The sequence below is a fragment of the Streptomyces sp. 6-11-2 genome, from assembly GCF_006540305.1.
Taxonomy (GTDB): domain Bacteria; phylum Actinomycetota; class Actinomycetes; order Streptomycetales; family Streptomycetaceae; genus Streptomyces.
Window position 1 is genome coordinate 2230951 of sequence record NZ_BJOR01000001.1, and the last position, 25403, is coordinate 2256353.

Here is a 25403-nt window from a genome sequence, read left to right on the forward strand (position 1 = left end):
TGAGCGATCGGACATCCACAACCAGCACACAAGGAGAAAGGAAGAAGAAAGAAAGGAGAGAGGAGAGAGATGGAGAGGAGAGAGATAAGAGGGAGAAGGCGGAGAAGGGAGAAGGAGGAGTGGGACAGGGAGGAACAGGGAGGGACGGGGGCAGGGAGCCGTAAGAGGCTCAGCCCGTGCCGGGCGCGGCACCCGCCTCCGCGAGGCGTGCCCGCCGCCAGCGCCGCATCACCGGCCACGTCGCCACACCGAGCCCCACCGCGATCAGATGGCCGCAGCTCGTCATCGGATCGTCGAACGCGGCCAGGTCCTGGACCAGCATGCCCACGAACACGGTGAGCAGGGGCCAGCGCAGCCAGGGCGTGAGCAGGCCGGCCAGGGCGCCGAGGCTGGCCGCGACACCGAAGCTGATGCCGTAGTCGAGACGGTGCGCCGCACTGTCCGGCAGACGGCCCGTGAGCACCGCGAGCCCGATGGGGACCTCGGTGGCGAGGGTGGCCAGCACGTGCCCGAACAGGAACACACCGGCGGTGCGCAGACCGCCTATCCGGCGTTCCAGCGCGGTGAGCACCAGCAGGAAGCACAGGGAGTACGCCGACACGACGCCGCCCGCGATCCACAGCGCGCTGGCCGGCAGCACCAGCAGGGGCGCCCGCACCAGGTGGGCGACATCCGTGCTGGAGCTCTGGCGCAGGGCGTCCACCACCGCGGGATCGGCGTACCGGGCGACGAGCGAGGTGACGGCGAGCAGGGCCGCGTACCCGAAGGTGAAGGGGGTGCCTGCGGGGGTGGGCAGCAGCCGCCAGGGGCGCGGACCGCGCAGCCCCCGGAGTCCCGCGGCAGGCCGCGCCGGGCGGGCCGGTTCCGCGCGCACGCCTCCCGGGACAGTGCCGCGCGCCCGCTGCTGCGGCATCCCGGCCGGCGCCCGCGACACCTCCACCGGAACGCCGGCCACGACCGCGTCCGCGCCCCTGTCCGCGCCGTCGTCCACGACGGCGTCCGGAGGCAGGGGCCCACCCGAAGGTGCCGGCGGGCCCGAGGGGCCGGCCGTCGCGGTCCGTTCCACGGTGCGGCACTCCTTCCGTCGCGCCCCACACTTCGCATCCCGGGCGCCCCTGTCCATGACTGGCGCCACGCACGCGACAATTCTCAGCAACCTATTAGGTTCCCGGCCACCCCAGCTACCCCAACTACCCCAGCGACCCTGGCGCCCCCGGCCGACGATCGCGGCCCGCGGCGCGCTCGCACACGGGTGTCACCCCTAATTCATGTGGCCGTACGGGTCCGTTGGGGCAGGATGACCCCATGACCGGCTCGTACGACGCCCCCGAGGTGCTGGACCGCCGCGAGGGCCCCCACGGCGAGGTCGTGCTGCGCCGGCACGGGGCGCTGCTGCAGATCATCGCCAACGGCTGCTTCCTGATGGACACCTCCGACGGGCGCTCCGAGCGCCTCCTGGTCGACGCGGCGCTCGCCGCGCTGCCGGACCGGCGGGCACCGAGCATGCTGATCGGCGGCCTCGGCGTCGGCTTCTCACTCGCGCACGCCGCGGCGGACCCGCACTGGGGCCGGATCACCGTTGTCGAACGCGAACGCGCGATCATCGACTGGCACCGCGGCGGCCCCCTCGCCGAGCTGACCGCCGGCGCGCTGGCCGACCCGCGCACCGAGGTCGTCGAGGGAGACATGATCGCCTACGTCAATGAGACATCCGACACGTTCGACGCGGTGTGCCTGGACATCGACAACGGCCCCGACTGGACGGTCACCGAGGACAACCAGGAGCTGTACGGACAGGCCGGACTGGCAAGCTGCGCAAGGGTGTTGGAGCCGGGCGGGGTACTCGCCGTATGGTCCGCGAAGCCATCTGCGGAATTTGAAGGAACCTTGCGGAATGTCGGATTCCGACAGGTGCGCACCGAAGAGGTCCCCGTTGCCCGGGGCGTTCCGGACGTCGTGCACCTCGCGGTCCGACCTGGATAGCAAAGGCGTGGGGAGTCCCCGTACGCTGCTCCCTTGGCGCCGATCATTCAAGCGTCAATCGCAACTACGCGCAGTCAAGGAATCACCCCACGGATTCCGGAAAGCACACTCAGGGGCGGGCGATGGAGCAGACACACACCGCGCACAACGGCACGACGGCCACCCCGGGCGCCCAGCGCCGGGTCCTGGTGGTCGAGGACGACCAGACGATCATGGATGCCATCGCCACCCGTCTGCGCGCCGAGGGATTCCTCGTGCAGACCGCGGGCGACGGCCCGGCCGCCGTCGACACCGCCGAGGCCTGGCAGCCCGACCTGCTGATCCTCGACATCATGCTGCCCGGCTTCGACGGCCTGGAGGTCTGCCGCCGCGTGCAGGCCCAGCGCCCGGTGCCGGTGCTGATGCTCACCGCGCGGGACGACGAGACCGACATGCTGGTCGGCCTCGGGGTCGGCGCCGACGACTACATGACCAAGCCGTTCTCGATGCGGGAGCTGGCCGCACGCGTGCACGTGCTGCTGCGCCGCATGGAGCGGGCCGCGCTGGCCGCGACGACGCCGCGCAGCGGCATCCTGCGTCTGGGCGAACTGGAGATCGACCACGCCCAGCGCCGGGTGCGCGTGCGCGGCGAGGACGTCCACCTCACCCCGACGGAGTTCGACCTGCTGGTGTGCCTGGCGAACACCCCGCGCGCGGTGCTCTCGCGCGAGCAGCTGCTGGCCGAGGTGTGGGACTGGGCGGACGCCTCCGGCACCCGGACCGTGGACAGCCACATCAAGGCGCTGCGCCGGAAGATCGGCGCCGAGCGGATCCGCACAGTGCACGGCGTGGGCTACGCGCTGGAGACACCGACACCGTGAGCGACGGGCCGGCCGCACGGAGGGACCAGGGCGAGCCCTGGGGTGGCGTTCGCCCGTTCTCGATCAAGACCAAGCTGGGCGCGCTGGTCGTCATATCGGTGCTGATCACCACCGGTCTGCTGATGATCGCGGTGCGCACGGCGACCGAGCTGCGCTTCATCACGGTTTTCTCGATGATCGCCACGCTGCTCATCACGCAGTTCGTGGCGCACTCGCTCACCGCGCCGCTGGACGAGATGAACACGGTGGCCCGCTCCATCTCGCACGGCGACTACACGCGCCGGGTGCGCGAGAGCCGCCGGGACGAGCTGGGCGACCTGGCCCAGACGATCAACCGCATGGCCGACGAGCTGGCGGCGCAGGACCGCCAGCGCAAGGAGCTGGTGGCGAACGTCTCGCACGAGCTGCGCACGCCCATCGCGGGACTGCGCGCGGTGCTGGAGAACATCGTCGACGGGGTCACCGAGGCCGATCCCGAGACCATGCGCACGGCGCTGAAGCAGACCGAGCGGCTCGGCCGGCTGGTGGAGACGCTGCTGGACCTGTCCCGCCTGGACAACGGCGTGGTGCCGCTGAAACTGCGCCGCTTCGAGGTGTGGCCCTACCTGTCGGGTGTGCTGAAGGAGGCCAACATGGTCGCCTCGGCCCGCGCGGGCATCGCCTCCGACTCCGGCAGCCACTCCCGTACGGACGTCCATCTGCACCTGGACGTCTTTCCGCCCGATCTGACCGCGCACGCCGACCCCGAGCGCATCCACCAGGTGGTCGCCAACCTGATCGACAACGCGGTCAAGCACAGCCCGCCGCACGGGCGCGTGACGGTGAAGGCGCGGCGCGGCCCGCAGCCGCAGTCGCTGGAGCTGGAGGTCCTGGACGAGGGGCCCGGCATCCCGCGCTCGGAGTGGCACCGCGTCTTCGAGCGTTTCAACCGGGGCGCGGTGAACCGGCCGCACGGCCCGGGCAGCGACGGCGGCACCGGACTCGGCCTGGCGATCGCTCGCTGGGCGGTGGATCTGCACGGCGGCCGTATCGGGGTGGCCGAATCCGAGCGGGGCTGCCGGATCCTCGTCACTCTTCCGGGCCTGCCCTCTTTGCCAAGTTGACGTAAAGTTCGATCACGAACCCCAAGATCCACGAGCATCCGCGCAGGCGGACACGTGTGATCAGGACGGGGCCTGCATCCCACAGGGGTCAGGCCCGGGTCCCCCCTTCCCTGGCGCAGCGGAACTACGCTTGTTTCCCGCCATTTCAACCCCCGAAACCCGGGTTTTGATGTGACTTACATGACGAAGGAGTGGCCCGACCTGACCTTCCCCCCCTCGGGGGCGTAGCCTTTATTCCCGCTGTCCATCATTCTTGTGAAGCGGAAGAGGGCGGTTGCCGCCGTGTCGCCACAGTCCCCCAGTAACTCGAGCATCTCGACCGACACCGACCAAGCCGGGAAGAACCCCGCGGCCGCGTTCGGTGCCAACGAGTGGCTCGTCGACGAGATCTATCAGCAGTACCTCCAGGACCCGAACTCCGTAGACCGCGCCTGGTGGGACTTCTTCGCCGACTACAGGCCGGGGGCTGCCGCCCCGCAGGCCCCGGCGGGTACCGCGGCCGCGGGGGCCGCGGAGACCACCACCACGGCTCAGGCGGCGCCCGCCGTCGCTCCGGCCGCCCCGGCCCGGCCCGCTCCCCAGGCCGCCGCCGCGCCCGCCGCTCCCGCGCAGGCCCCGGCCGCGCCGCGGCCCGCGGCAGCCGCTCCGGCTCCCGCGAAGCCCGCGGCTCAGGCCCCGGCGCCGGCGAAGCCCGCCGCCAAGGCCGCGCCCGCCGCCGAGGCACCCGTGGGTCCGGAGTTCGTCACGCTGCGTGGTCCCTCCGCCGCGGTCGCGAAGAACATGAACGCCTCGCTGGAACTGCCCACGGCCACGTCCGTGCGCGCCGTCCCGGTGAAGCTGCTGTTCGACAACCGCATCGTCATCAACAACCACCTCAAGCGGGCCCGCGGCGGGAAGATCTCCTTCACGCACATCATCGGCTACGCGATGGTCCAGGCCATCAAGCAGATGCCGTCGATGAACTGGTCCTTCGCCGAGAAGGACGGCAAGCCCACCCTGGTCAAGCCGGACCACGTCAACCTCGGCCTGGCCATCGACCTGGTCAAGCCCAACGGCGACCGCCAGCTCGTCGTGGCCGCCATCAAGAAGGCCGAGACGCTGAACTTCTTCGAGTTCTGGCAGGCCTACGAGGACATCGTCCGTCGCGCCCGCGACAACAAGCTGACGATGGACGACTTCACCGGCGTCACCGTCTCCCTCACCAACCCCGGCGGTCTCGGCACGGTCCACTCCGTGCCGCGCCTGATGCCCGGCCAGTCGGTGATCATGGGCGTCGGCTCCATGGACTACCCGGCGGAGTTCCAGGGCACCTCCCAGGACACCCTGAACAAGCTCGGCATCTCCAAGGTCATGACGCTCACGTCGACCTACGACCACCGGGTGATCCAGGGCGCCGCCTCCGGCGAGTTCCTGCGCGCCGTCGCCAACCTGCTGCTCGGCGAGCGCGACTTCTACGACGACATCTTCAAGTCGCTGCGCATCCCCTACGAGCCGGTCCGCTGGCTCAAGGACATCGACGCCTCGCACGACGACGACGTCACGAAGGCCGCCCGCGTCTTCGAGCTGATCCACTCCTACCGGGTCCGCGGTCACGTCATGGCCGACACCGACCCGCTGGAGTACCAGCAGCGCAAGCACCCCGACCTGGACATCACCGAGCACGGGCTCACCCTGTGGGACCTGGAGCGCGACTTCGCGGTCGGCGGCTTCGCCGGCAAGACGCTGATGAAGCTGCGCGACATCCTCGGCGTGCTGCGCGACTCGTACTGCCGCACGGTCGGCATCGAGTTCATGCACATCCAGGACCCCAGGCAGCGCAAGTGGATCCAGGACCGCGTCGAGCGCCCGCACTCCAAGCCGGAGCGCGAGGAGCAGCTGCGCATCCTGCGCCGGCTGAACGCGGCCGAGGCCTTCGAGACCTTCCTGCAGACGAAGTACGTCGGCCAGAAGCGGTTCTCCCTGGAGGGCGGCGAGTCCGTCATCCCGCTGCTGGACGCGGTCATCGACTCGGCGGCCGAGTCCCGCCTGGACGAGGTCGTCATCGGCATGGCCCACCGCGGCCGCCTCAACGTCCTGGCCAACATCGTCGGCAAGTCGTACGCGCAGATCTTCCGCGAGTTCGAGGGCAACCTCGACCCGAAGTCGATGCACGGCTCCGGCGACGTGAAGTACCACCTGGGCGCCGAGGGCACCTTCACCGGCCTGGACGGCGAGCAGATCAACGTCTCGCTGGTGGCCAACCCCTCCCACCTGGAGGCGGTGGACCCGGTCCTGGAGGGCGTCTCCCGCGCCAAGCAGGACATCATCAACAAGGGCGGCACGGACTTCACGGTCCTGCCGGTGGCCATCCACGGCGACGCGGCCTTCGCGGGCCAGGGCGTGGTGGCCGAGACCCTGAACATGTCGCAGCTGCGCGGCTACCGCACCGGCGGCACGGTCCACATCGTCATCAACAACCAGGTCGGCTTCACGGCCGCCCCGGAGTCCTCGCGTTCCTCCATGTACGCGACGGACGTGGCGAGGATGATCGAGGCCCCGATCTTCCACGTGAACGGCGACGACCCGGAGGCCGTGGTCCGCGTGGCGCGGCTGGCCTTCGAGTTCCGCCAGGCGTTCAACAAGGACGTGGTGATCGACCTCATCTGCTACCGCCGCCGCGGTCACAACGAGTCGGACAACCCGGCCTTCACCCAGCCGCTGATGTACGACCTGATCGACAAGAAGCGCTCGGTGCGCAAGCTCTACACCGAGTCGCTGATCGGCCGGGGCGACATCACCCTGGAAGAGGCCGAGCAGGCGCTCCAGGACTACCAGGGCCAGCTGGAGAAGGTCTTCACCGAGGTCCGCGAGGCCACCTCCCAGCCGGCCTCCGCGGACGTCCAGGCGCCGCAGGACGGCTTCCCGGTCGCGGTGTCCACGGCCGTCTCCGCCGAGGCCGTCAAGCGCATCGCCGAGTCGCAGGTCAACATCCCCGACCACATCACCGTCCACCCGCGTCTGCTGCCGCAGTTGCAGCGCCGGGCGGCGATGGTCGAGGACGGGACGATCGACTGGGGCATGGGCGAGACCCTCGCCATCGGCTCGCTGCTCCTGGAGGGCGTCCCGGTCCGGCTGTCCGGCCAGGACTCCCGCCGCGGCACCTTCGGCCAGCGGCACGCGGTGATCATCGACCGTGAGACGGGCGAGGACTTCACCCCGCTGCTGTACCTGTCCGAGGACCAGGCCCGGTACAACGTCTACGACTCCCTGCTGTCCGAGTACGCGGCGATGGGCTTCGAGTACGGCTACTCGCTGGCCCGCCCGGACGCGCTGGTGATGTGGGAGGCCCAGTTCGGCGACTTCACCAACGGCGCCCAGACGGTGGTGGACGAGTTCATCTCCTCCGCCGAGCAGAAGTGGGGCCAGACCTCCGGCGTCACCCTGCTCCTGCCGCACGGCTACGAGGGCCAGGGCCCGGACCACTCCTCCGCCCGCCCGGAGCGGTTCCTCCAGCTGTGCGCGCAGAACAACATGACGGTCGCGATGCCGACCCTGCCGTCGAACTACTTCCACCTCCTGCGGTGGCAGGTGCACAACCCGCACCACAAGCCGCTGGTCGTCTTCACCCCGAAGTCGATGCTGCGCCTGAAGGCCGCGGCGTCGAAGGCGGAGGAGTTCACCACGGGTCAGTTCCGTCCGGTCATCGGTGACGAGACGGTGGACCCGGCGGCGGTGAAGAAGGTCGTCTTCACCGCGGGCAAGGTCTACTACGACCTGGACGCCGAGCGCCGCAAGCGGGGCGCGGCGGACGCCGCGGCTGCCGAGACGGCGATCATCCGCCTCGAGCGGCTGTACCCGCTGCCGGGTGCCGAGCTCCAGGCGGAGATCGCCAAGTACCCGAACGCGGAGAAGTACCTGTGGGCCCAGGAGGAGCCGGCGAACCAGGGCGCGTGGCCGTTCATCGCCCTGAACCTCATCGACCACCTGGACCTGGCGGTCGGCGCGGACATCCCGGCCGGCGAGCGCCTGCGCCGCATCTCCCGTCCGCACAGCTCCTCTCCGGCCGTCGGTTCCGCGAAGCGGCACCAGGCGGAGCAGGAGCAGCTGGTGCGAGAGGTGTTCGAGGCGTAACCGCCCCCACGCGTCGTACCTGACCGGGCCGCACCCCCTGAACGGGGGTGCGGCCCGGTCGTTTCGGCGCACCTATCCTTGACCACATGTACTTCACAGACCGTGGCATCGAAGAGCTGGAGAAGCGGCGGGGCGAGGAAGAGGTCACCTTCGAGTGGCTGGCCGAGCAGCTGCGGACCTTCGTCGACCTGAATCCGGACTTCGAGGTGCCGGTGGAGCGGCTGGCGACCTGGCTGGCCCGGCTGGACGACGAGGACGACGAGTAGAGACCGACGTCCGTTCGGTGCGGGGCGCCCCCCAGGGGGCGCCCTGTTCGCATTTCGGGGGTCTGCCCTTGCCTCACCGGAACGAGTGTCTTGACTTCGCGCGGACGCGATATATCGTGGTTGCAGGCGACGCGATATGGCGTGTCGCGTCCCGTCCGGGGAGGTCTGCACCATGTCCGAGTGGTCCGTCGGTGAGCCCAGGAAGCTCACCTTCGACGAGCCGGTGACCGCACTCAACGTCCGCATCGTGCACGGAACGGTGAACGTCGTGGGTGCCGACGAGGGTCCGGCCCGCCTGGAGGTCTCCGAGATCGAGGGGCCTCCGCTGATCGTCACCCAGCAGGGCGGGACGCTGACGGTGGCGTACGAGGACCTGCCCTGGAAGGGCTTCCTCAAGTGGCTGGACAACAAGGGCTGGCGGCGCAGCGCCGTGGTCTCCGTGGCCGTTCCGGCGAGCGCGCGCGTGGAGCTGGGCGTGGTCGGTGCCGGCGCGATGGTCTCGGGAATCGACGGACGCGCCGAGGTCAAGGGCGTCTCCGGGGACACCACCCTGGTGGGCCTGACGGGCCCGGTGCGCGCGGACACCGTGTCGGGGAACGTGGAGGCGCAGGCCCTCTCCGGTGATCTGCGGTTCAACTCGGTCTCCGGCGACCTGACGGTGGTCGACGGCGCCGGTCCCTCGGTCAGGGCGGACTCGGTGAGCGGGTCGATGGTCGTCGACCTCGACCCGGCGGGCGGCCCCACCGACGTCAGCCTGACCAGCGTCTCCGGTGAGATCGCCATCCGGCTCCCCCACCCGGCGGACGCACGGGTGGACGCGAACACCGCGAGCGGGACGGTGTCCAACGCCTTCGAGGACCTCAAGGTCGGCGGCCAGTGGGGCGCCAAGCGGATCACCGGCCGCCTCGGCGCGGGCAACGGCCGGCTGAAGGCGACCACCGTCTCCGGCTCCATCGCGCTGCTGCGGCGCCCGCCCACGGAGGGCGGACCGTGGGAGGCGGAGCCGCGAAACGCCCGCCCGGCCGGGGATTCCAGCGGCGGCAGCGACGGTGACGCGACCGGCAGGGCCGATGGCACGACCGACAGGAAGGTGCTCTGACATGCCTCCCGTCTTCGCCCACGGCCGCCTGCGCCTCTACCTGCTCAAGCTGCTCGACGAGGCCCCGCGCCACGGCTACGAGGTGATCCGGCTGCTGGAGGAGCGCTTCCAGGGCCTGTACGCCCCCTCGGCGGGCACGGTGTATCCGCGGCTGGCCAAGCTGGAGGCCGAGGGCCTGGTCACGCACACCACCGAGGGCGGCCGCAAGGTGTACGCGATCACGGACGCGGGCCGCGCCGAACTGGCCGACCGCAGTGGTGAACTGGCCGACCTGGAGCTGGAGATCCGCGAGTCCGTCGCCGAACTCGCCGCGGAGATCCGCTCCGATGTACGCGGCGCCGCGGGCGATCTGCGGCGCGAGATGCGCGCGGCGGCGTCCCAGGCCCGGGAGGGCACCGGGGAACACGGAGAGCACGGCGAGCACGGCGAGCACGGCAAGGCCGACGACAAGGAGGCCTGGCAGGCCGCCAAGGAGGAGATGCGGCGCGTCAAGCAGGAGTGGAAGGAGCAGGCGCGGCGCGCGAAGGAGGAGAGCCGCAGGGCGCGCGACGAGGCCCAGCGGGCCCGGCGGCAGGCCAAGGAGGCTCAGGAGCGGGCGCGGACCCAGGCGCAGGAGGAGTTGCAGCGCATCGCCAAGCGGGTCCAGGAGCAGGTGCAGGACCACTTCAACCGGGGCGACTGGCCCACGGGGGTGCGCGAGGGTCTGACCGAACTCGCCAAGGAGTTCGGCGACTTCGGCAAGGACTACGTCGGCCGCGGCACGGCCCGCCCCGAGTACTCCACGACCCCGGAGGACTTCCCGGCCGACTACGAACCGGCCTGGGCGCACGAGGACCTCACCGGCGACCCGGCCCGCGACCTGGACCGCCTCCTGGACCGCTTCCGCGACGACATCCGCGACACGGCCCGGGACAACGGCATCACCGCCGACCAGCTCCGTGAGGCCCGTCGCCATCTGTCCACGGCGGCGGCCCACATCGCCTCGCTCCTGCACCGCCCGAAGGTCTGACGGCCGCCCGCCGTCCCACTCGGGCGGCCACCCCTCGACTCAGCCGGCCGCCCGCGCCTGTCCCCCGCCGTACAGCACGCGGGTCACCGACTCGTGGGTCACGCCGTGGTCGGCGAGGGCCTCGGCGGGCACGCCCGGGCGGACGGTCAGGGCGAGGAGGATGTGCTCGTCGCCGATGTGCCGGTCACGGTGGGCCAGCGCCGAGCGCAGGGCCTTCTCAAGGGTGTCCTTGGCACTCCGGCCGAAGGTGCGGCGCCCCGGCCGGGCATCCTTGCCCTGCCGGTCGCCGGACATCGCCCCGACGCCGTGCGCCTCCTCCACCCGGGAGACGATCTCGGAGACGTCGATACCCAGGCCCGCGAGGGCGTCGGTGTCGGCCCGGGACAGGCCGGCGCGCCGCCGCGCGTCGTGCAGCGCCTGCCGCACGGGCTCCCCGCGCTCGTCGAGCCCCAGCGCCGCCAGCGCGAAGGACCCACGGCTGCCCTCGCGGTCGAGTAGGGCGAGCAGCAGGTGCTCGGCGTCCACGGTCTGCGCTCCCGCGTCCTCGGCGTACTCCACCGCACCCCGCACCACGGCCCGGGCGTCCTTCGTGAACCGTTCGAACATCACTGCCTCCCGTACTTCTTGTGCACGGCCTGCCTGCTCACTCCGAGCTCGGCGGCGATCTCCTGCCACGACCAGCCCTGGTTGCGCGCGCTGCGCACCTGTACCGCCTCCAGCTGCTCGAGCAGCCGGCGCAGCGCGGCGACGGCCCGCAGCCCGACTCGGGGATCGCGGTCGCCTGCGCGCTCGGCGAGATCCGTTGCTTCGGTCATGCTGTCAACCTACATTGACGCCGCGAGGGGTGTCAACCATGGTTGACATATCCAGGGGGTGGAGACATCCGGGGGAGGGAGACGCCCGAGGCGCGGGCAGACGAACGGCGGGCCCGGAAGACGCCCGGACCCGCCGTTCGGAGAACAGGTGGCGAGAGTCAGGAGGCGGTGAGCACGACCTTGCCGAAGTGGCCGCCCGACTCCAGCCGTTCGAAGCCCTCGCGGGCCCGGTCGAGCGGCAGCACCTCGTCGATGACGGGACGGACCCCGGTGGCGCCGCAGAAGGACAGCAGATCCTCCAGTTCGTCCTTGGTGCCCATGGTCGAGCCGACGACCTTCAGCTCCAGGAAGAAGATGCGCGTCAGCTCGGCGTGGGACGGCCGGTCGCCGCTCGTGGCCCCGGAGATGACGATCGTGCCGCCGGGCCGCAGCGACTTGACCGAGTGCGACCAGGTGGCCGCGCCGACGGTCTCGATCACCGCGTCCACCCGCTGCGGCAGCCGCGCCCCCGGCTCCAGCGCCTCCACCGCGCCCAGCTCCACCGCGCGCCTGCGCTTGGCTTCGTCCCGGCTGGTGGCGAACACCCGCAGCCCGGCCGCCTTGCCGAGCACGATCGCGGCCGTGGCGACACCGCCGCCGGCGCCTTGGACGAGTACGGAGTCGCCGGGACGCACGCCGGCGTTGGTGAAGAGCATGCGGTACGCCGTGAGCCAGGCCGTGGGCAGGCAGGCGGCCTCCTCGAAGGAGAGCTCCTTGGGCTTGGGCAGGACGTTCCAGGTCGGCACGGCCACCTGTTCGGCGAAGGTGCCCTGGTAGCGCTCGGTGAGGATGGACCGGGGCTCCCCGGGCCCGACCCCGTACCCGCTCTGTCCGATCACGGAGTGCAGGACGACCTCGTTGCCGTCCTCGTCGACGCCGGCGGCGTCGCAGCCGAGGATCATGGGGAGCTTGTCCTCGGACAGCCCCACCCCCCTCAGCGACCAGAGGTCGTGGTGGTTCAGTGAGGCGGCCCTGACGTTGACCGTGCTCCAGCCGGGTCGGGTCTCGGGGGCGGGGCGCTCCCCCGACTCCAGGCCGCTCAGCGGCTGGTCGCGGTCGATTCGGGCGGCGTAGACAGCGAACATGACCTTGACCATAGGGGTGCGCCCCGGCCGGCGGAACCACGCGCCTCTGTGACACTCACCCTCTTGCCGGGCAGGAGAGCACCGGGCAGGAGGGCAAGAGAAACGGCCCCGTCCTCGGGGGACGGGGCCGTTCGGGCCGGCTCAGCGACGCGCCACGCCCTCGGCACGGGCCGCGGCGGCCACCGCCGCGGTCACGGCCGGGGCCACCCGCTCGTCGAACGGCGAGGGGATCACGTAGTCCGCGGCGAGGTCGTCCCCGACGACCCCGGCCAGCGCCTCGGCCGCCGCGATCTTCATCCCCTCGGTGATCCGGGACGCCCGCACCTGGAGCGCGCCCGCGAAGATGCCGGGGAAGGCCAGAACGTTGTTGATCTGGTTGGGGAAGTCCGAGCGCCCGGTCGCCACGACCGCCGCGTACTTGTGCGCGACCTCGGGGTGCACCTCGGGGTTCGGGTTGGCCATGGCGAACACGAAGGCGCCCTCGGCCATCGACGCCACGGCCTCCTCCGCGACCGTGCCGCCGGAGACGCCGATGAAGACGTCGGCGCCGGCCAGCGCGTCCTCCAGGGAACCGCTGATCCCGGCCTTGTTGGTGAACTCGGCCACCTCGCGCTTGACCTGCGTCAGGTCCGTGCGGTCGGCCGACACCACGCCCTTGCGGTCGGCGACCGCGACATCGCCGATACCGGCCCCGATCAGCATCTTGGCGATGGCCACGCCGGCCGCGCCCGCGCCCGAGATGACGGCCCGCAGGTCCCCGATCGCCCGCCCGCTCAGCCGCGCCGCGTTGCGCAGCGCCGCGAGGGTCACGACCGCCGTGCCGTGCTGGTCGTCGTGGAAGACCGGGATGTCCAGACGCTCCTGGAGCCTGCGCTCGATCTCGAAGCACCGGGGGGCCGAGATGTCCTCCAGGTTCACGCCGCCGAAGGACGGCGCGAGGCGCACCACGGTCTCGACGATCTCGTCGACGTCGGTGCAGCTCAGCGCGATCGGCACCGCGTCCACACCGCCGAACTGCTTGAACAGGATCGCCTTGCCCTCCATCACCGGGAGGGAGGCTTCGGGGCCGATGTCACCGAGCCCGAGTACGGCCGTGCCGTCGGTCACGACGGCGACCACGGACGACTTCCACGTGTAGTCGTGGACCAGCTCCGGCTGCTCCGCGATGGCGGAGCACACGCGCGCGACGCCGGGCGTGTACGCCAGGGACAGGTCGTCCTTGTCGCGGACGGGCACGGTGGCCTGCACGGCCATCTTGCCGCCGCGGTGCAGCGCGAAGGCCGGATCGAAGGAATCGAGCGGCTCAGCCCCGCCGTCCTGATCCGTACCGCGGTCGCTGCGAGGATTGACGATCTCCGCTGCCACTTGGTTTTACCCCTTAAGTGTTCATGGTTTGAGGGTTGCCGCTCCTGGTGAGGAGCGGGCGGGACCGCGCACGGACCGTGAGTGATGCCTTCGGTCTCCTACGCGACGGGCGCGCCGCACACGCGCTCTGAGCCCCGGATGAGGGGTGTAAAGAACCTTCTTACCGGACGACCGGCGTCAACGACGAGTCCATAACGTCAAGGTCACATGACGGAGGCACGGCACTTGGCCCAATATGGGGACAACTCGTCGTCGAATGCCCGACAGAGCCGCAAGTGCACTCAAACATCATGTCCCGGCAGACCGCATCCTGAGACAAGCCGAAGATCTTCCGGCCGAAAGAAGGCATTCCCGCAGATGGTCCGGCTTCGCCGAAGCCGCTCCGCGCGGTTCGGGGGTCACCCGTTATCCGATTTTGACATGGCGACTCCCCTGAATGGCGCAGCCCGAATGGCAAGATGCGGTCAATCACACGAGGTCGCAACACCCGAAGGTGTGCGTTCTCGTCGCCCCGTCGGCAGCTCCATCCATCAGCCGGAGGAACCACAATGACCGCACGCTCCACCCGTCGTACGACCGCCGCGCACTCCCGGCTAGCTGCGGTCGGTGCGATCGTGGTCACCGGCGCCCTGATCCTCACCGGCTGCGGTGACCAGACCAAGGACAAGAAGGAGCCGTCGGGCGGCGGCTCGTCGAACGCGGCCCCGCTGGCCGACAAGCTCCCGGCCCAGATCCGCGAGAAGGGCTCCATCAAGGTCGGCTCCGACATCGCGTACGCGCCGGTCGAGTTCAAGGACAAGTCGGGCAAGGTCGTCGGCCTCGACCCCGACGTCGCGGCGGCCCTGGGCAAGCAGCTCGGGGTGACCTTCGAATTCGAGAACGGCACCTTCGACGCCCTGCTCACCGGCCTGCGGTCCAACCGCTACGACATCGCCATGTCGGCCATGACGGACAACAAGAGCCGCCAGGAGGGCATCGACCCGAGCACGGGCAAGAAGGTCGGCGAGGGCGTCGACTTCGTCGACTACCTGACGGCCGGTGTCTCGATCTACACCCGCAAGGGCGACACCAAGGGCATCAACAGCTGGTCCGACCTGTGCGGCAAGAAGATCGCCCTGGAGCGCGGCACCGTCTCGGAGGACCTCGCGAAGTCCGAGGCGAAGAAGTGCCCGAGCAACAAGAAGCTCACCATTGAGCCGTTCGACGACGACCAGCAGGCCCAGACCCGTCTGCGCTCGGGCGGCGCGGACGCGGTCTCCTCCGACTTCCCGGTGGCCGCGTACGCGGTGAAGACCTCCGGCGGCGGCAACGACTTCGAGGTCGTCGGCCCGCAGGTCCAGGCGGCCCCGTACGGCATCGCCGTCAGCAAGACGAACACCCAGCTGCGCGACGCGCTCCAGGCCGCGGTGAACGCGATCATCAAGAACGGCGAGTACGAGAAGATCCTGGAGAAGTGGGGCGCCCAGGACGGTGCCGTGAAGGAATCCGTCATCAACGGCGGCAAGTGACCGCGCCCGAGCGGCCGCTGAGAGGCGACACCCGTGACTGCTGACATCGACAAGACGGCGGGGCCCAAGGACACACCCCCGGCCGGACCGCAGGCCATCAAGGCCATTCCGGTCCGGCACTACGGGCGGTATCTCACCGCCGCCGTCGCCATCGCGATTCTGGTCGCGATCATCTACGCGTTCGGCCAGGGCAAGATCAACTGGCACGCGGTTCCGGACTACTTCTTCGACGACCGGATCATCACCGGCGTCGGCAAGACCCTCCTGCTGACGGTCCTGTCGATGGTGATCGGCATCGTCGGCGGCATCATCCTGGCGGTGATGCGCCTGTCGAAGAACCCGGTGACCTCGTCCATCGCCTGGTTCTACATCTGGTTCTTCCGCGGCACCCCGGTCCTGGTCCAGCTGTTCCTGTGGTTCAACCTGGGCCTGGTCTTCGAGTACATCAACCTGATGCCGTTCTACAAGGACTACTGGTCGAACTTCATGACGCCGCTCCTGACGGCGTTGCTCGGCCTCGGTCTGAACGAGGCGGCGTACATGGCGGAGATCTGCCGCGCCGGTCTGCTCGCCGTCGACGAGGGCCAGACGGAGGCCGCCCACGCGCTGGGCATGAGCCACTCCAAGACCCTGCGCCGGATCGTCATCCCGCAGGCCATGCGGGTGATCGTGCCGCCGACCGGCAACGAGGTCATCAACATGCTGAAGACGACCTCGCTCGTGGCGGCCGTCCAGTTCTCGGAGCTGTTCCGCTACGCCCAGGACATCGGCCAGGTCTCCGGCGCCCCGGTGGAGATGTACTTCCTCGCCGCCGCCTGGTATCTGATCATGACCTCGGTGCTGAGCGTGGGCCAGTACTACATCGAGCGGTACTACGCCCGCGGCTCCAGCCGCAGCCTGCCGCCGACGCCGTGGCAGAAGGTCAGGGCGCACCTGACGTCCTTCTCCAGCAGGAAGGTCACGGCATGACCGACAAGCTCACCAAGCAGGACACCATCGTGCGCGACGCCGGCGTCGCGATGGTGAAGGCCGAGGGCGTCCACAAGTCCTTCGGCCAGGTGGAGGTGCTCAAGGGCATCGACCTGGAGGTCAGGCCCGGCGAGGTGTTCTGCCTCATCGGCCCCTCCGGCTCCGGCAAGTCGACGTTCCTGCGCTGCATCAACCACCTGGAGAAGATCAACGGGGGCCGGCTGTACGTCGACGGCGAGCTCGTCGGCTACCGCCAGCAGGGCGACAAGCTGTACGAGCTGCGCGACCGCGAGGTCGCCTTGAAGCGCCGGGACATCGGCATGGTCTTCCAGCGCTTCAACCTGTTCCCGCACATGACCGCGCTGGAGAACGTCATCGAGGCGCCGGTCCAGGTCAAGGGCGTGAACAAGGGCGAGGCCAGGGACCGGGCCGTGCAGCTCCTGGAGCGCGTGGGCCTGGCCGACCGGGCGGGGCACTACCCCTCGCAGCTCTCCGGCGGCCAGCAGCAGCGGGTGGCGATCGCCCGCGCCCTGGCCATGGACCCCAAGCTCATGCTGTTCGACGAGCCGACCTCGGCGCTCGACCCGGAGCTGGTCGGTGACGTCCTCGACGTCATGCGCGACCTCGCCGAGTCCGGCATGACGATGGTCGTCGTCACCCACGAGATGGGCTTCGCCCGCGAGGTGGGTGACAGCCTGGTCTTCATGGACGAGGGCGTGGTGGTGGAATCCGGCCATCCGCGCGAGGTCCTGACGAACCCGCAGCACGAGCGCACGCAGTCGTTCCTGTCGAAGGTGCTGTAGCAGGACGCGAACGACAGCGGACGAGGACGGACGAGGGGCGGTACGGGACGGTTCCCGTACCGCCCCTCCCGTGTGCGGTGCGCGCGAGTCCTACTTGAGGGCGAGCAGCAGCGTGTCCGACGGCGAGCACCACACCGGGCGGGCCTCCGTGAAGCCCTGGCCGCGCAGTACGCGCGCGTGCCAGGCGGCGGACGGCATGTCCCCGTCGGCGTGCTCGCCGTAGATCTCGAAGCGGCGGGCCGTCGGTTCCGCCAGCACCGGGTCCTTGGCGGCCAGCTGCCACCACTCGGCCCAGTCCAGGGCGCCGGCCCGCTTGGCCTGTTCCATGCGCGCGTGCCGCTGGGCGCGTTCGGCCGCGTTGATCCTGGGGGTGGTCTCGTCGATCATGTGGTCCGCGTTCATGAAGACACCACCGTCGCGGACGAGTTCCGCGACCCGGCCGTAGAGGGCGGCGAGAGGTTCGCTGTGCAGCCAGTGCAGGGCCGTGGCGGTCAGGACGGCGTCGTAGGAGTCGTACGGCAGCTTCGCCGGCCAGTCGGGGTCCTTGAGGTCCGCGGTCACGAAGGAGACCCGCTCGTCGCCGTCGAAGGTGCCGCGCGCGATGGCGAGCAGCGCCGGGTCGAGGTCGACGCCGGTGCTGGTGGCCCCGGGGAAGCGGGCGAGCAGCCGGGCGGTGATGCTGCCGGTGCCGCAGGCGAGGTCCAGGACGCGCGGGGCGGTGCCGACGAGCGCCTCGACCATGTCGAGCATGATGCGGAAGCGTTCCTCACGGTCGGGCATGTACCACTCCTGCTGGCGGTCCCAGCTCTCCTGCCAGGCGGCCCAGTCGGCCCCCTCCGCGGTGATGCCCGTCCTCGTGTCCGTCATCGCAGCCCTCCCTGCCCACGTCACGTAATACCCTTGAAGGCCAGCCGGCTGTTACCCGACCGCTCCCTCGACCCTAGAGCGCCTCCGTAAGGACTACAAGTGGAACTGGCCTATTACTCGGATTACGCCGTACGGCTCGTCAACAGCGAGGAACCGGCCCGGGGCAAGGACACTCTGACCTCGGTCGACGCGGTGCGGGACCTGTTCGGCGCCAACGCCTCGGCGGCCCGCCGCGCCACCGACGCCGATGTCACGCGCTTCCGCTCGGTGCGGGCCCGGCTGCGCTCGGTCTTCGAGGCCGCCGACCAGGGCGATGAGACGCTCGCGGTGGCCCTGCTGAACTCCCTGCTGCTGGAGTTCCCGGTGAGCCCGCAGATCTCGGGACACGACCACCGCGACGACGACGGCCGCCCGCTGTGGCACATGCACCTGGCGGACCACCCGTCCAACGCGACCGCCGGCTACGCGGCGATCGCGGCGATGGGGCTGGCCTTCCACCTCACGGAGTACGGCGTCGACCGCCTCGGCCTGTGCGAGGCCGCGCCGTGCCGCAACGCCTACCTGGACACCTCCACCAACCGTTCGCGCCGCTACTGCTCCGACCGCTGCGCGACCCGCGCGAACGTCGCCGCCTACCGGGCCCGCAAGCGCCTGGAGGCCGACCGGTCGGTGAACACGGGCCGGGCCGCCGAGAGCGCCCAGCGCACCAGCGCCAGCGGCGAGCGCTGAGCGCGTCTGCGCGGCCGGTAGCGGAACCGCACCTTGCCCAGGACCAGGTCCTCGGGCACGGTCCCGTAGTCGGTGCTGTCCCCGCCCGCGTACGCGTTGTCGCCCAGCACCCACCAGCCGCTGTCGCGCCGCTCCGAGGCGCGCTTGACGACCAGCAGGTCCTGCTGGAACGGATGCCGCAGGACCACCACGTCACCGGGCCGGATCCGGGCGCCGTACTGCACCACGAGCCGGTCCCCGTGGTGCAGCGTGGGCACCATGGACGGCCCGGTCACCTCGGCCAGCCCGAAGGGCAGCACGGCGCCCCTGCGTTCGGTCTCCTGCGACAGCTCGGGCATCCCCGGCACCTCCCCGGTCACGTTCCTCCACCAGTCTCAGTCTCACCCCGGACTTTTGTCCTAAGCCCTAGGGGGCACTCGCGAAAACACGCCTGGCAGGGAGTAATGTCCCACCTGAGAAGACGATCACGAGGAAGGATGGCTCCATGCTTTCCCGCCTGTTTGCCCCCAAGGTCAAGGTCAGCGCGCACTGCGACCTTCCCTGCGGTGTGTACGACCCGGCCCAGGCCCGCATCGAGGCGGAGTCGGTGAAGGCCGTCCAGGAGAAGATGGCCGCGAACGACGACCCGCACTTCCAGGCGCGCGCCACCGTCATCAAGGAGCAGCGCGCCGAGCTGGCCAAGCACCACGTCTCCGTGCTGTGGAGCGACTACTTCAAGCCCCCGCACTTCGAGAAGTATCCGGAGCTCCACCAGCTGGTCAACGACGCGCTGAAGGCCCTCTCCGCCGCCAAGGCCTCGACCGACCCGGCCACGGGCCAGAAGGCGCTGGACTACATCGCCCAGATCGACAAGATCTTCTGGGAGACCAAGAAGGCCTGACCTTCGATCACGTTTTCCGACCCGCGGTCTCCTTGACCGCAGGTCCTCCGGCCCGCACCCGGCCCGCAGAAACGCCGCACACGGCGTCCACGCGGCCCGGGTGCGGTCTTTTTCTCCCGCCCGCGTGGCCGGTGGCCGGCGTGGCATGCTGGCAAAGTGACGCCCGAGGATCTGGTGCGGCTGCGGCGGGCCCGTGACCGGATGGACCGTGAGTATGCCGAGTCGCTGGACGTGGCCGCGCTCGCGCGGACCGCGCTGATGTCGCCGGGGCACTTCCAGCGCAGTTTCCGGGCCGAGTACGGGGAGACGCCGTACGGGTACCTGATGACGCGGCGTATCGAGCGGGCGAAGGCGCTGCTCAGGCGGGGGGACATGAGCGTGACGGAGGTGTGCCTGGCGGTGGGCTGTACGTCGCTGGGATCCTTCAGCTCGCGGTTCACCGAACTCGTCGGCGAGACCCCGAGCGCCTACCGGGCGCGGTCGCACGACGACAGCGCCGCGATCCCGGCCTGCGTGGCCCGGACTTTCACCCGCCCCAGGCGAGCGGGACCGCCGCCCGCGCCCTGAGCCGGTGAACCTTTCCGGTCACAGCACTAGCGTGAGGACATGGACCTCAAACTGCGCCAGTGCTTCATCGCCGTCGACGACCACGACAAGGCGCTCACCTTCTACCGCGACGTGCTGGGGCTGGAAGTCCGCAACGACGTCGGCTTCGAGGGGATGCGGTGGGTCACCGTGGGGTCGCCGCTGCAACCGGACGTGGAGATCGTCCTGGAGCCGCCCGCGGCGAATCCTGACGCCTCCCCCGCCGACCGGGAGGCCATGGCCCGGCTGCTGGCCAAGGGCATGCTGCGCGGGGTCATCTTCACCACCGCCGACTGCGACGCCCTCTTCGCCCGCGTCCAGGAGTACGGCGCCGACGTCGTCCAGGAGCCGATGGACCAGCCGTACGGGGTGCGCGACTGCGCCTTCCGCGATCCGGCCGGGAACATGCTGCGTTTCCTGGAGCGGTCGGAGGACGAGCGGTCCTGAGCCCGGCGGGTCCGCGGGGTCAGGGCCTGTCCCGGCCGGTGACGGGTTCGCGCCACATCGGCCACATCCGGGGGCCGTCCGGGATGTCGAGGGTGCGGTCGGCGTAGGTGAAGCCCAGGCGTTCGTAGAGCTTCGTGCTGCGCTCGCTGCTGGCCTCCAGATAGGCGGGCAGGCCCTCGCGGTCGCAGCGGTCGAGGACGTGCTGGACGAGGGCGCTGCCCAGGCCCTCCCCCTGGCGGGCCGGTGCGACGCCGATCATCCACAGGTACTCGTGGGCACGGTCCGCCGGATGCGACTCGGCCATCAGCCGGGCGATCTCCTCGACCCGCGCGTTCGCCGGGTCGACGCTCTCGCGCAGCCGCACGGCGTCGTCGCCCTCGTCCGGGCCGTCCCCGCCGTCCCCGCCGTCCCCGCCGTCCCCGCCGTCCCCGCCGTCCCCGCCGTCCGGACCATCGTCGTCGGCCGCCGGCATCGACAGCCACAGCGCGCACGCCGTGCCGTCCTCGGTCACGTCGATCCGGCCCTCGGCGAGCACGATGTCGGTGAAGGCGGCCATCAGCCGGTGGTGGGTCGTCCGGCGGTACTCCCGCTCCGGAAAGACCCAGCCGCTCACCGGGTCGTCCTGGAAGGCCTCGTCCAGCAGCCGCACGACCAGTTCCCGGTCGTCTTCCCCCGCCGCTCGGATCCGCACGCCCATCTTCCGCCCTCTCGGCTCAAGTCCCGTTCGATGTATGGGAGTTGAGCCTAAGCGAATGCGGCGGGCCCCGCACACCGTGGGGCAGTGCGGGGCCCGCCGGGGGGTCAGCTGGTGCGTCTGGTCACGAACTCGGCCAGGGCCAGCAGGCCGCCCGCGTTCGCCGGCTCCGGTACGGCGCGGGCCAGGTCGTCCACGGCCCGGGCCATCCGGTCGGCCGCCTGGGCCTGCGCCCAGTCCCGGCCGCCGGCCCGCTCCACCACCAGCGTCATACGCTCCTCCTCCCCCGCCTGGTGGGGCCGGGCGTACAGCTCGGCCAGTTCGGCCGCGGCCGGGGTGCCGGAGGTCAGCGCGGCGACCACCGGCAGGGACTTCTTGCGGGCGGCGAGGTCGGCGCCGGCCGGTTTCCCGGTGCGGGCCGGATCGCCCCATATGCCGATCACGTCGTCGATCAGCTGGAAGGCGAGCCCCGCCTGCCGGCCGAACGCGTCCAGCGCCCCGACCTCCTCCTCCCCCGCTCCCGCGTACAGGGCGCCCACGGCACAGGCGCAGCCGAGCAGCGCGCCCGTCTTGGCCTCGGCCATGGCGAGCACCTCGGCGAGCGTGACCTCGCCGGGGGCACGCCGTTCCAGGGCGGTGTCCGCACGCTGGCCCTCGCACAGTTCGACGACGCAGGCCGCGAGCCGGGCGGCGGCGGCCGGTGACGCCGGATGCGGGTTCTCGGCGAGCAGTCCCATGGCCAGCGCCTGGAGCGCGTCCCCGGCGAGGATCGCGTCGTTCTCGCCGAACACCGTCCACGCCGTGGGCCGGTGCCGTCGGGTGACGTCCCGATCCATCACGTCGTCGTGCAGCAACGTGAAGTTGTGGACCAGCTCCACCGCCGCCGCGGCCCGCGCCGCCACCGCCCGCGCGGGCGGCCCGCCGAGCGCGGTGGCCGCCGTGAGGACCAGTGCCGGACGGATGGCCTTGCCCCCGTTGCCCGCGGCCGGGCTGCCGTCCGCGTGCTCCCAGCCGAAGTGGTAGCGCGCGATCCGGCGCATCCAGGCGGGCAGGGAGGCGACGGCCGCCCGCAGTTCGGGCTCGACCGACGCCCGGGACCGTTCGAGGATCACCGCCGCGTCGTGCCCGTCGAGCGCTGCCGGTCCGCCCGTGCCACCGCCGGCGGCGGGCCGGACCAGGGTCTCGGCGGAGCCGGTTCCCGTCGGCCACTTGGCCCCGGCGGGGCGGGGCACGCCGGCCGGGCGCCGCGTCGTCTCCGTCATGAACTCAACCATCCGATCCGCATCCGATCCCCCGCGAAGAGACCGCGGACGGTGGCGCTTCCCGCAGCCGGAACTGGGCGCCCACCCCCCGGATGTACCCGGCCCGGCGGGCCGGGACACCGGGAGCCGGCGCGCGTGGTCAGCGCCAACGGCCGACCTCGATGTTCTCCAGGACACCCAGCGCGTCCGGCACCAGCACCGCCGCCGAGAAGTAGGCCGTCACCAGGTACTTGATGACCGCCTGCTCGTTGATGCCCATGAACCGCACGGACAGGCTCGGCTCGATCTCGTCGGGGATGCCCTTCGCGCGCAGCCCGATGACACCCTGGTCGTCCTCGCCGGTGCGCAGGGCGATGATCGAGCTGGTCCGCGCCTCGGTGACCGGGATCTTGTTGCACGGGAAGATCGGCACACCGCGCCAGGTGGGGATGCGGTTGCCGCCCATGTCGATGGTCTCCGGGACCAGGCCCCGCTTGTTCAGCTCGCGGCCGAACGCGGCGATCGCGCGCGGATGGGCGAGGAACAGCTTGGTGCCGCGCCGCCGGCTGAGCAGCTCGTCCATGTCGTCGGGGCTCGGCACGCCGTCGTGCGGGTGGATCCGCTGGTCGTACTCGCAGTTGTGGAGCAGGCCGAAGTCGCGGTTGTTGATCAGCTCGTGCTCCTGGCGCTCCTTCAACGCCTCGACGGTCAGCCGGAGTTGCTGCTCCGTCTGGTTCATCGGCTGGTTGTAGAGGTCGGCCACGCGCGAGTGCATGCGCAGAACGGTCTGCGCGATGCTCAGTTCGTACTCGCGGGGGCTGGCCTCGTAGTCGACGAAGGTGTGCGGGATGTCCGGCTCACCGCTGTGTCCGGCGGCGAGTTCGACCGCCTTCTCCCCGTACTTGTTGGCGCCCTGCTCGGGGATCGAGACCCGCTGCCGGAGGTGGGCGCGCAGCGATTCGGCGCGGTCGGCGACCTGTTCGAAGTCGCGGCGGGACAGGACGAGGACGGTGCACGCGGTGTCCGCGCGGGCCGTGTACTCCCAGATGGCGTCCGGGTCGAGGAGCGACTGCTCACCGAAGTACGCGCCGTTGGCGAGGACGCCGAGGACCTGGTCGTCGCCGTAGGGACCGGTGCCGACCTTCTGGACCCTGCCGTGCGCCAGCAGGTACACCTCCTCGGTCTGGCTGCCGAAGGAGGCGATCACCTGGCCCGCCTCGATCTCGCGCTGGCGGCAGCGCTGGGCGAGCTCCGAGAGCACGTCGTCGTCCTCGTAGCCCCGCAGTGCCGGCAGTTCGCCGAGTTCGGCCGGGATGACCTCGACGCGGTCGCCGGTCTTCACGAAGGTGATGCGGCCGTCGCCGACGGCGTAGGTGAGCCGCCGGTTCACCCGGTACGTGCCGCCCTGCACGTCGACCCAGGGCAGCATGCGCAGCAGCCAGCGCGAGCTGATCTCCTGCATCTGGGGAACCGACTTGGTGGTGGTGGCCAGGTTCCGCGCGGCCGCGGTGCCGAGGCTCTGCTGCGGCCGGTCCTGCTCCGTGCGGACCTCTTCGCCTACCGACATAGACAATTGCCTTCCCGCTCATGCCCGGCACGCTCGGCGCCGTGCATCGATTTGCGTGCGTCAGCCTTCCAGCACGGAGCGTGGTCGTGCCATTACCCGAAAGAGCGGGAATGGATCACCGCCGCCCGGGGCAGAAATGGCGGATTCCCCTTCCGTGACCAGCGGATTCGCGGCACCCCGGCGGCCGTGCCACCGCTCGGGCCGGGCGGGGACAATGGCCGGGTGACCAGCTCCGCCGCCCCCGGCCTCGCCGCGCTGTCCCCCCGGCTGCCCTCGCCCCTCCAGGAGGTCGCCGACGACCGCTTCACCCGTCGCGGCCTGCGGCTGCTCCTCAAGCGCGACGACCTGATCCACCCGGAGCTGACCGGCAACAAGTGGCGCAAACTCGCCCCGAACCTGCGGGCCGCGGCCGGCCGGACGGTCGTGACCTTCGGCGGCGCCTACTCCAACCACCTGCGTGCGACGGCCGCCGCGGGCCGTCTGCTGGGCCTGCCGACGGTCGGCGTGGTCCGCGGCCAGGAGCTGGCCGAGCGCCCGCTGAACCCCTCCCTGGCGCGTTGCGTGGCCGACGGGATGCGGCTGCGCTTCGTCGACCGGGCGACGTACCGCCGCAAGGCCGAACCCGAGACGCTGGCGGCCCTGCTGCGCGCCGCGGGCGCCGAGGAGGCCCATGTGGTCCCCGAGGGCGGCAGCAACGCCCTGGCGGTACGCGGCTGCCGGGCGCTGGGCGAGGAACTGGGCGAGCACGCGGACGTCGTCGCCCTGGCCTGCGGCACCGGCGGCACCCTGGCCGGCCTGGCCGCCGGGCTCGCACCCGGTCGGCGCGCCCTGGGCATACCGGTCCTCAGGGGCGGCTTCCTGGCCGCGGACATCGAGACCCTCCAGGAGCGGGCCTTCGGCGCCCGCCGGGGCACGTGGTCGCTCGACGAGCGCTTCCACTTCGGCGGCTACGCCCGTGTCCCGGCCGAACTCGACGCCTTCGCCGAGGACTTCACCGCCCGGCACGGCGTCCCCGTCGAGCGCCTCTATGTGGCCAAGCTGCTGTACGGCCTGGTCGTCCTGGCCGGCGAGGACGCCTTCCCGCGCGGGACGACCATCGCCGCGGTCGTCACAGGCAGGCCTTTCCCGGCACCACTCGCCTGAGCCGCCCGTCAACCGGGCGCCGCCACCCGGCCATCACGCCCGCCACCGTCCGAACCATCCCGCCACCACACCCGCACCCCGCACCCGCCTGAGCCGCCCCCGGGACCCTCACGCCCCGACCCGGCACCCGGGCGCCGTCACCCGGCCTCCGGGAGGCCCTACCCCGCCCTCACCACACCACCCGGCACCCCGGACGCCCCACGCGGCCTCTCGTCCCGGAGGCCCCGCCCGCCCCC

At 71.0% G+C, this 25403-nt stretch carries 25 protein-coding genes; 15 read left to right on the forward strand and 10 right to left on the reverse strand.

Features of this window, described 5'->3' with window-relative positions:
- Positions 1–169 precede the first annotated feature (169 nt).
- Positions 170–1066 (reverse strand): rhomboid-like protein, encoded by an 897-nt coding sequence (locus TNCT6_RS09270; protein WP_253266061.1) that lies wholly within the window; start codon positions 1064–1066, stop codon positions 170–172.
- A 239-nt stretch (positions 1067–1305) separates the two neighbouring features.
- On the opposite strand from TNCT6_RS09270, the gene TNCT6_RS09275 reads away from it, so the two are divergent.
- The 7 genes from TNCT6_RS09275 (at position 1306) to TNCT6_RS09305 (ending at position 10430) form a co-directional block, all read left to right on the forward strand.
- Positions 1306–1983, forward strand: coding sequence for a spermidine synthase (locus TNCT6_RS09275; protein WP_141358454.1), 678 nt, complete (start codon positions 1306–1308; stop codon positions 1981–1983).
- Between the two features lie 122 nt (positions 1984–2105).
- Positions 2106–2843: a response regulator transcription factor gene (locus TNCT6_RS09280; protein WP_141358456.1), complete on the forward strand. Its 738-nt coding sequence runs from the start codon at positions 2106–2108 to the stop codon at positions 2841–2843.
- Entirely contained in the window at positions 2840–3946 is a 1107-nt protein-coding gene (locus TNCT6_RS09285) for an ATP-binding protein (RefSeq protein ID WP_141358458.1), read from the forward strand. The genes TNCT6_RS09280 and TNCT6_RS09285 overlap by 4 nt, the downstream gene beginning before the upstream one ends.
- 282 nt (positions 3947–4228) lie before the next feature.
- A complete protein-coding gene (locus tag TNCT6_RS09290; RefSeq protein ID WP_141358460.1) occupies positions 4229–8056 on the forward strand; it encodes a multifunctional oxoglutarate decarboxylase/oxoglutarate dehydrogenase thiamine pyrophosphate-binding subunit/dihydrolipoyllysine-residue succinyltransferase subunit in 3828 nt (1275 codons plus the stop codon).
- 86 nt (positions 8057–8142) lie between these two features.
- Positions 8143–8322: a DUF6104 family protein gene (locus TNCT6_RS09295; RefSeq protein ID WP_003992906.1), complete on the forward strand. Its 180-nt coding sequence runs from the start codon at positions 8143–8145 to the stop codon at positions 8320–8322.
- Between the two features lie 172 nt (positions 8323–8494).
- A complete protein-coding gene (locus TNCT6_RS09300) occupies positions 8495–9421 on the forward strand; it encodes a DUF4097 family beta strand repeat-containing protein (protein ID WP_172632842.1) in 927 nt (308 codons plus the stop codon).
- 1 nt (position 9422) lies between these two features.
- Positions 9423–10430, forward strand: coding sequence for a PadR family transcriptional regulator (locus tag TNCT6_RS09305; RefSeq protein ID WP_141358464.1), 1008 nt, complete (start codon positions 9423–9425; stop codon positions 10428–10430).
- A gap of 39 nt (positions 10431–10469) precedes the next feature.
- On the opposite strand, the gene TNCT6_RS09310 is transcribed toward TNCT6_RS09305, so the two are convergent.
- From TNCT6_RS09310 to TNCT6_RS09325, 4 genes are all read right to left on the reverse strand, one after another.
- Positions 10470–11036: a Clp protease N-terminal domain-containing protein gene (locus TNCT6_RS09310; RefSeq protein ID WP_141358466.1), complete on the reverse strand. Its 567-nt coding sequence runs from the start codon at positions 11034–11036 to the stop codon at positions 10470–10472.
- Complete coding sequence (locus tag TNCT6_RS09315) at positions 11036–11245, reverse strand: helix-turn-helix domain-containing protein (RefSeq protein ID WP_018571396.1); 210 nt, start codon at positions 11243–11245, stop codon at positions 11036–11038. Before TNCT6_RS09315 ends, TNCT6_RS09310 begins: the two co-directional genes overlap by 1 nt.
- 158 nt (positions 11246–11403) lie before the next feature.
- Complete coding sequence (locus TNCT6_RS09320) at positions 11404–12369, reverse strand: zinc-binding dehydrogenase (protein ID WP_141358468.1); 966 nt, start codon at positions 12367–12369, stop codon at positions 11404–11406.
- Positions 12370–12510: 141 nt separating this feature from the next.
- Positions 12511–13734, reverse strand: coding sequence for an NADP-dependent malic enzyme (locus TNCT6_RS09325; protein WP_141358470.1), 1224 nt, complete (start codon positions 13732–13734; stop codon positions 12511–12513).
- 548 nt (positions 13735–14282) lie between these two features.
- Between TNCT6_RS09325 and TNCT6_RS09335 the strand changes: the two genes are divergently transcribed.
- Genes TNCT6_RS09335 through TNCT6_RS09345 form a run of 3 tightly spaced genes read left to right on the forward strand, consistent with a single transcriptional unit; the run spans position 14283 to position 17014 of the window.
- Complete coding sequence (locus tag TNCT6_RS09335) at positions 14283–15242, forward strand: ABC transporter substrate-binding protein (protein ID WP_141358472.1); 960 nt, start codon at positions 14283–14285, stop codon at positions 15240–15242.
- Between the two features lie 33 nt (positions 15243–15275).
- Positions 15276–16211, forward strand: coding sequence for an amino acid ABC transporter permease (locus tag TNCT6_RS09340; protein ID WP_141358474.1), 936 nt, complete (start codon positions 15276–15278; stop codon positions 16209–16211).
- Between the two features lie 50 nt (positions 16212–16261).
- The gene (locus TNCT6_RS09345) at positions 16262–17014 is read left to right on the forward strand and encodes an amino acid ABC transporter ATP-binding protein (RefSeq protein WP_141366258.1); all 753 of its coding nucleotides are present in this window, start codon (positions 16262–16264) and stop codon (positions 17012–17014) included.
- A 90-nt stretch (positions 17015–17104) separates the two neighbouring features.
- Here TNCT6_RS09345 and TNCT6_RS09350 read toward each other — a convergent pair whose 3' ends face one another.
- Positions 17105–17881 (reverse strand): class I SAM-dependent methyltransferase, encoded by a 777-nt coding sequence (locus TNCT6_RS09350; protein ID WP_141358476.1) that lies wholly within the window; start codon positions 17879–17881, stop codon positions 17105–17107.
- A gap of 99 nt (positions 17882–17980) precedes the next feature.
- On the opposite strand from TNCT6_RS09350, the gene TNCT6_RS09355 reads away from it, so the two are divergent.
- Entirely contained in the window at positions 17981–18610 is a 630-nt protein-coding gene (locus TNCT6_RS09355; protein ID WP_141358479.1) for an ABATE domain-containing protein, read from the forward strand.
- Here TNCT6_RS09355 and sodX read toward each other — a convergent pair.
- The gene (gene sodX, locus TNCT6_RS09360) at positions 18514–18948 is read right to left on the reverse strand and encodes a nickel-type superoxide dismutase maturation protease (protein ID WP_141358481.1); all 435 of its coding nucleotides are present in this window, start codon (positions 18946–18948) and stop codon (positions 18514–18516) included. The two genes, TNCT6_RS09355 and sodX, sit on opposite strands and share 97 nt — an antisense overlap.
- 146 nt (positions 18949–19094) lie before the next feature.
- Here sodX and sodN point away from each other — a divergent pair, with 146 nt between their 5' ends.
- The 3 genes from sodN to TNCT6_RS09375 all read left to right on the forward strand — a co-directional run bounded on the left by sodN (position 19095) and on the right by TNCT6_RS09375 (position 20522).
- Positions 19095–19490, forward strand: a complete 396-nt coding sequence (gene sodN / locus TNCT6_RS09365) for a superoxide dismutase, Ni (RefSeq protein WP_020123534.1) — start codon at positions 19095–19097, stop codon at positions 19488–19490.
- A 156-nt stretch (positions 19491–19646) separates the two neighbouring features.
- A complete protein-coding gene (locus TNCT6_RS09370) occupies positions 19647–20057 on the forward strand; it encodes a helix-turn-helix transcriptional regulator (protein ID WP_141358483.1) in 411 nt (136 codons plus the stop codon).
- A 39-nt stretch (positions 20058–20096) separates the two neighbouring features.
- Positions 20097–20522, forward strand: coding sequence for a VOC family protein (locus TNCT6_RS09375; protein WP_141358485.1), 426 nt, complete (start codon positions 20097–20099; stop codon positions 20520–20522).
- A 19-nt stretch (positions 20523–20541) separates the two neighbouring features.
- Here TNCT6_RS09375 and TNCT6_RS09380 read toward each other — a convergent pair whose 3' ends face one another.
- From TNCT6_RS09380 to TNCT6_RS09390, 3 genes are all read right to left on the reverse strand, one after another.
- Positions 20542–21219, reverse strand: a complete 678-nt coding sequence (locus tag TNCT6_RS09380) for an N-acetyltransferase (RefSeq protein ID WP_141358487.1) — start codon at positions 21217–21219, stop codon at positions 20542–20544.
- A gap of 104 nt (positions 21220–21323) precedes the next feature.
- Positions 21324–22490, reverse strand: a complete 1167-nt coding sequence (locus tag TNCT6_RS09385) for a family 2 encapsulin nanocompartment cargo protein polyprenyl transferase (RefSeq protein ID WP_141358489.1) — start codon at positions 22488–22490, stop codon at positions 21324–21326.
- 127 nt (positions 22491–22617) lie between these two features.
- Positions 22618–24024 carry a family 2B encapsulin nanocompartment shell protein gene (locus TNCT6_RS09390; protein WP_141358491.1) on the reverse strand — a complete coding sequence of 469 codons (1407 nt, stop codon included), beginning with the start codon at positions 24022–24024 and terminating at the stop codon, positions 22618–22620.
- Between the two features lie 222 nt (positions 24025–24246).
- On the opposite strand from TNCT6_RS09390, the gene TNCT6_RS09395 reads away from it, so the two are divergent.
- Entirely contained in the window at positions 24247–25167 is a 921-nt protein-coding gene (locus TNCT6_RS09395; protein WP_141358493.1) for a 1-aminocyclopropane-1-carboxylate deaminase/D-cysteine desulfhydrase, read from the forward strand.
- Positions 25168–25403 lie beyond the last annotated feature (236 nt).

Bases quoted from the DNA above. Each gene is read 5' to 3' on its own strand.
- TNCT6_RS09275 (WP_141358454.1), top strand. From the start codon at position 1,306: ATGACCGGCTCGTACGACGCCCCCGAGGTGCTGGACCGCCGCGAGGGC.
- TNCT6_RS09280 (WP_141358456.1), top strand. From the start codon at position 2,106: ATGGAGCAGACACACACCGCGCACAACGGCACGACGGCCACCCCGGGC.
- TNCT6_RS09295 (WP_003992906.1), top strand. From the start codon at position 8,143: ATGTACTTCACAGACCGTGGCATCGAAGAGCTGGAGAAGCGGCGGGGC.
- TNCT6_RS09300 (WP_172632842.1), top strand. From the start codon at position 8,495: ATGTCCGAGTGGTCCGTCGGTGAGCCCAGGAAGCTCACCTTCGACGAG.
- TNCT6_RS09305 (WP_141358464.1), top strand. From the start codon at position 9,423: ATGCCTCCCGTCTTCGCCCACGGCCGCCTGCGCCTCTACCTGCTCAAG.
- TNCT6_RS09310 (WP_141358466.1), bottom strand. From the start codon at position 11,036: ATGTTCGAACGGTTCACGAAGGACGCCCGGGCCGTGGTGCGGGGTGCG.
- TNCT6_RS09315 (WP_018571396.1), bottom strand. From the start codon at position 11,245: ATGACCGAAGCAACGGATCTCGCCGAGCGCGCAGGCGACCGCGATCCC.
- TNCT6_RS09320 (WP_141358468.1), bottom strand. From the start codon at position 12,369: ATGTTCGCTGTCTACGCCGCCCGAATCGACCGCGACCAGCCGCTGAGC.
- TNCT6_RS09335 (WP_141358472.1), top strand. From the start codon at position 14,283: ATGACCGCACGCTCCACCCGTCGTACGACCGCCGCGCACTCCCGGCTA.
- TNCT6_RS09345 (WP_141366258.1), top strand. From the start codon at position 16,262: ATGGTGAAGGCCGAGGGCGTCCACAAGTCCTTCGGCCAGGTGGAGGTG.
- TNCT6_RS09350 (WP_141358476.1), bottom strand. From the start codon at position 17,881: ATGACGGACACGAGGACGGGCATCACCGCGGAGGGGGCCGACTGGGCC.
- sodX (WP_141358481.1), bottom strand. From the start codon at position 18,948: ATGCCCGAGCTGTCGCAGGAGACCGAACGCAGGGGCGCCGTGCTGCCC.
- sodN (WP_020123534.1), top strand. From the start codon at position 19,095: ATGCTTTCCCGCCTGTTTGCCCCCAAGGTCAAGGTCAGCGCGCACTGC.
- TNCT6_RS09375 (WP_141358485.1), top strand. From the start codon at position 20,097: ATGGACCTCAAACTGCGCCAGTGCTTCATCGCCGTCGACGACCACGAC.
- TNCT6_RS09380 (WP_141358487.1), bottom strand. From the start codon at position 21,219: ATGGGCGTGCGGATCCGAGCGGCGGGGGAAGACGACCGGGAACTGGTC.
- TNCT6_RS09385 (WP_141358489.1), bottom strand. From the start codon at position 22,490: ATGGTTGAGTTCATGACGGAGACGACGCGGCGCCCGGCCGGCGTGCCC.
- TNCT6_RS09390 (WP_141358491.1), bottom strand. From the start codon at position 24,024: ATGTCGGTAGGCGAAGAGGTCCGCACGGAGCAGGACCGGCCGCAGCAG.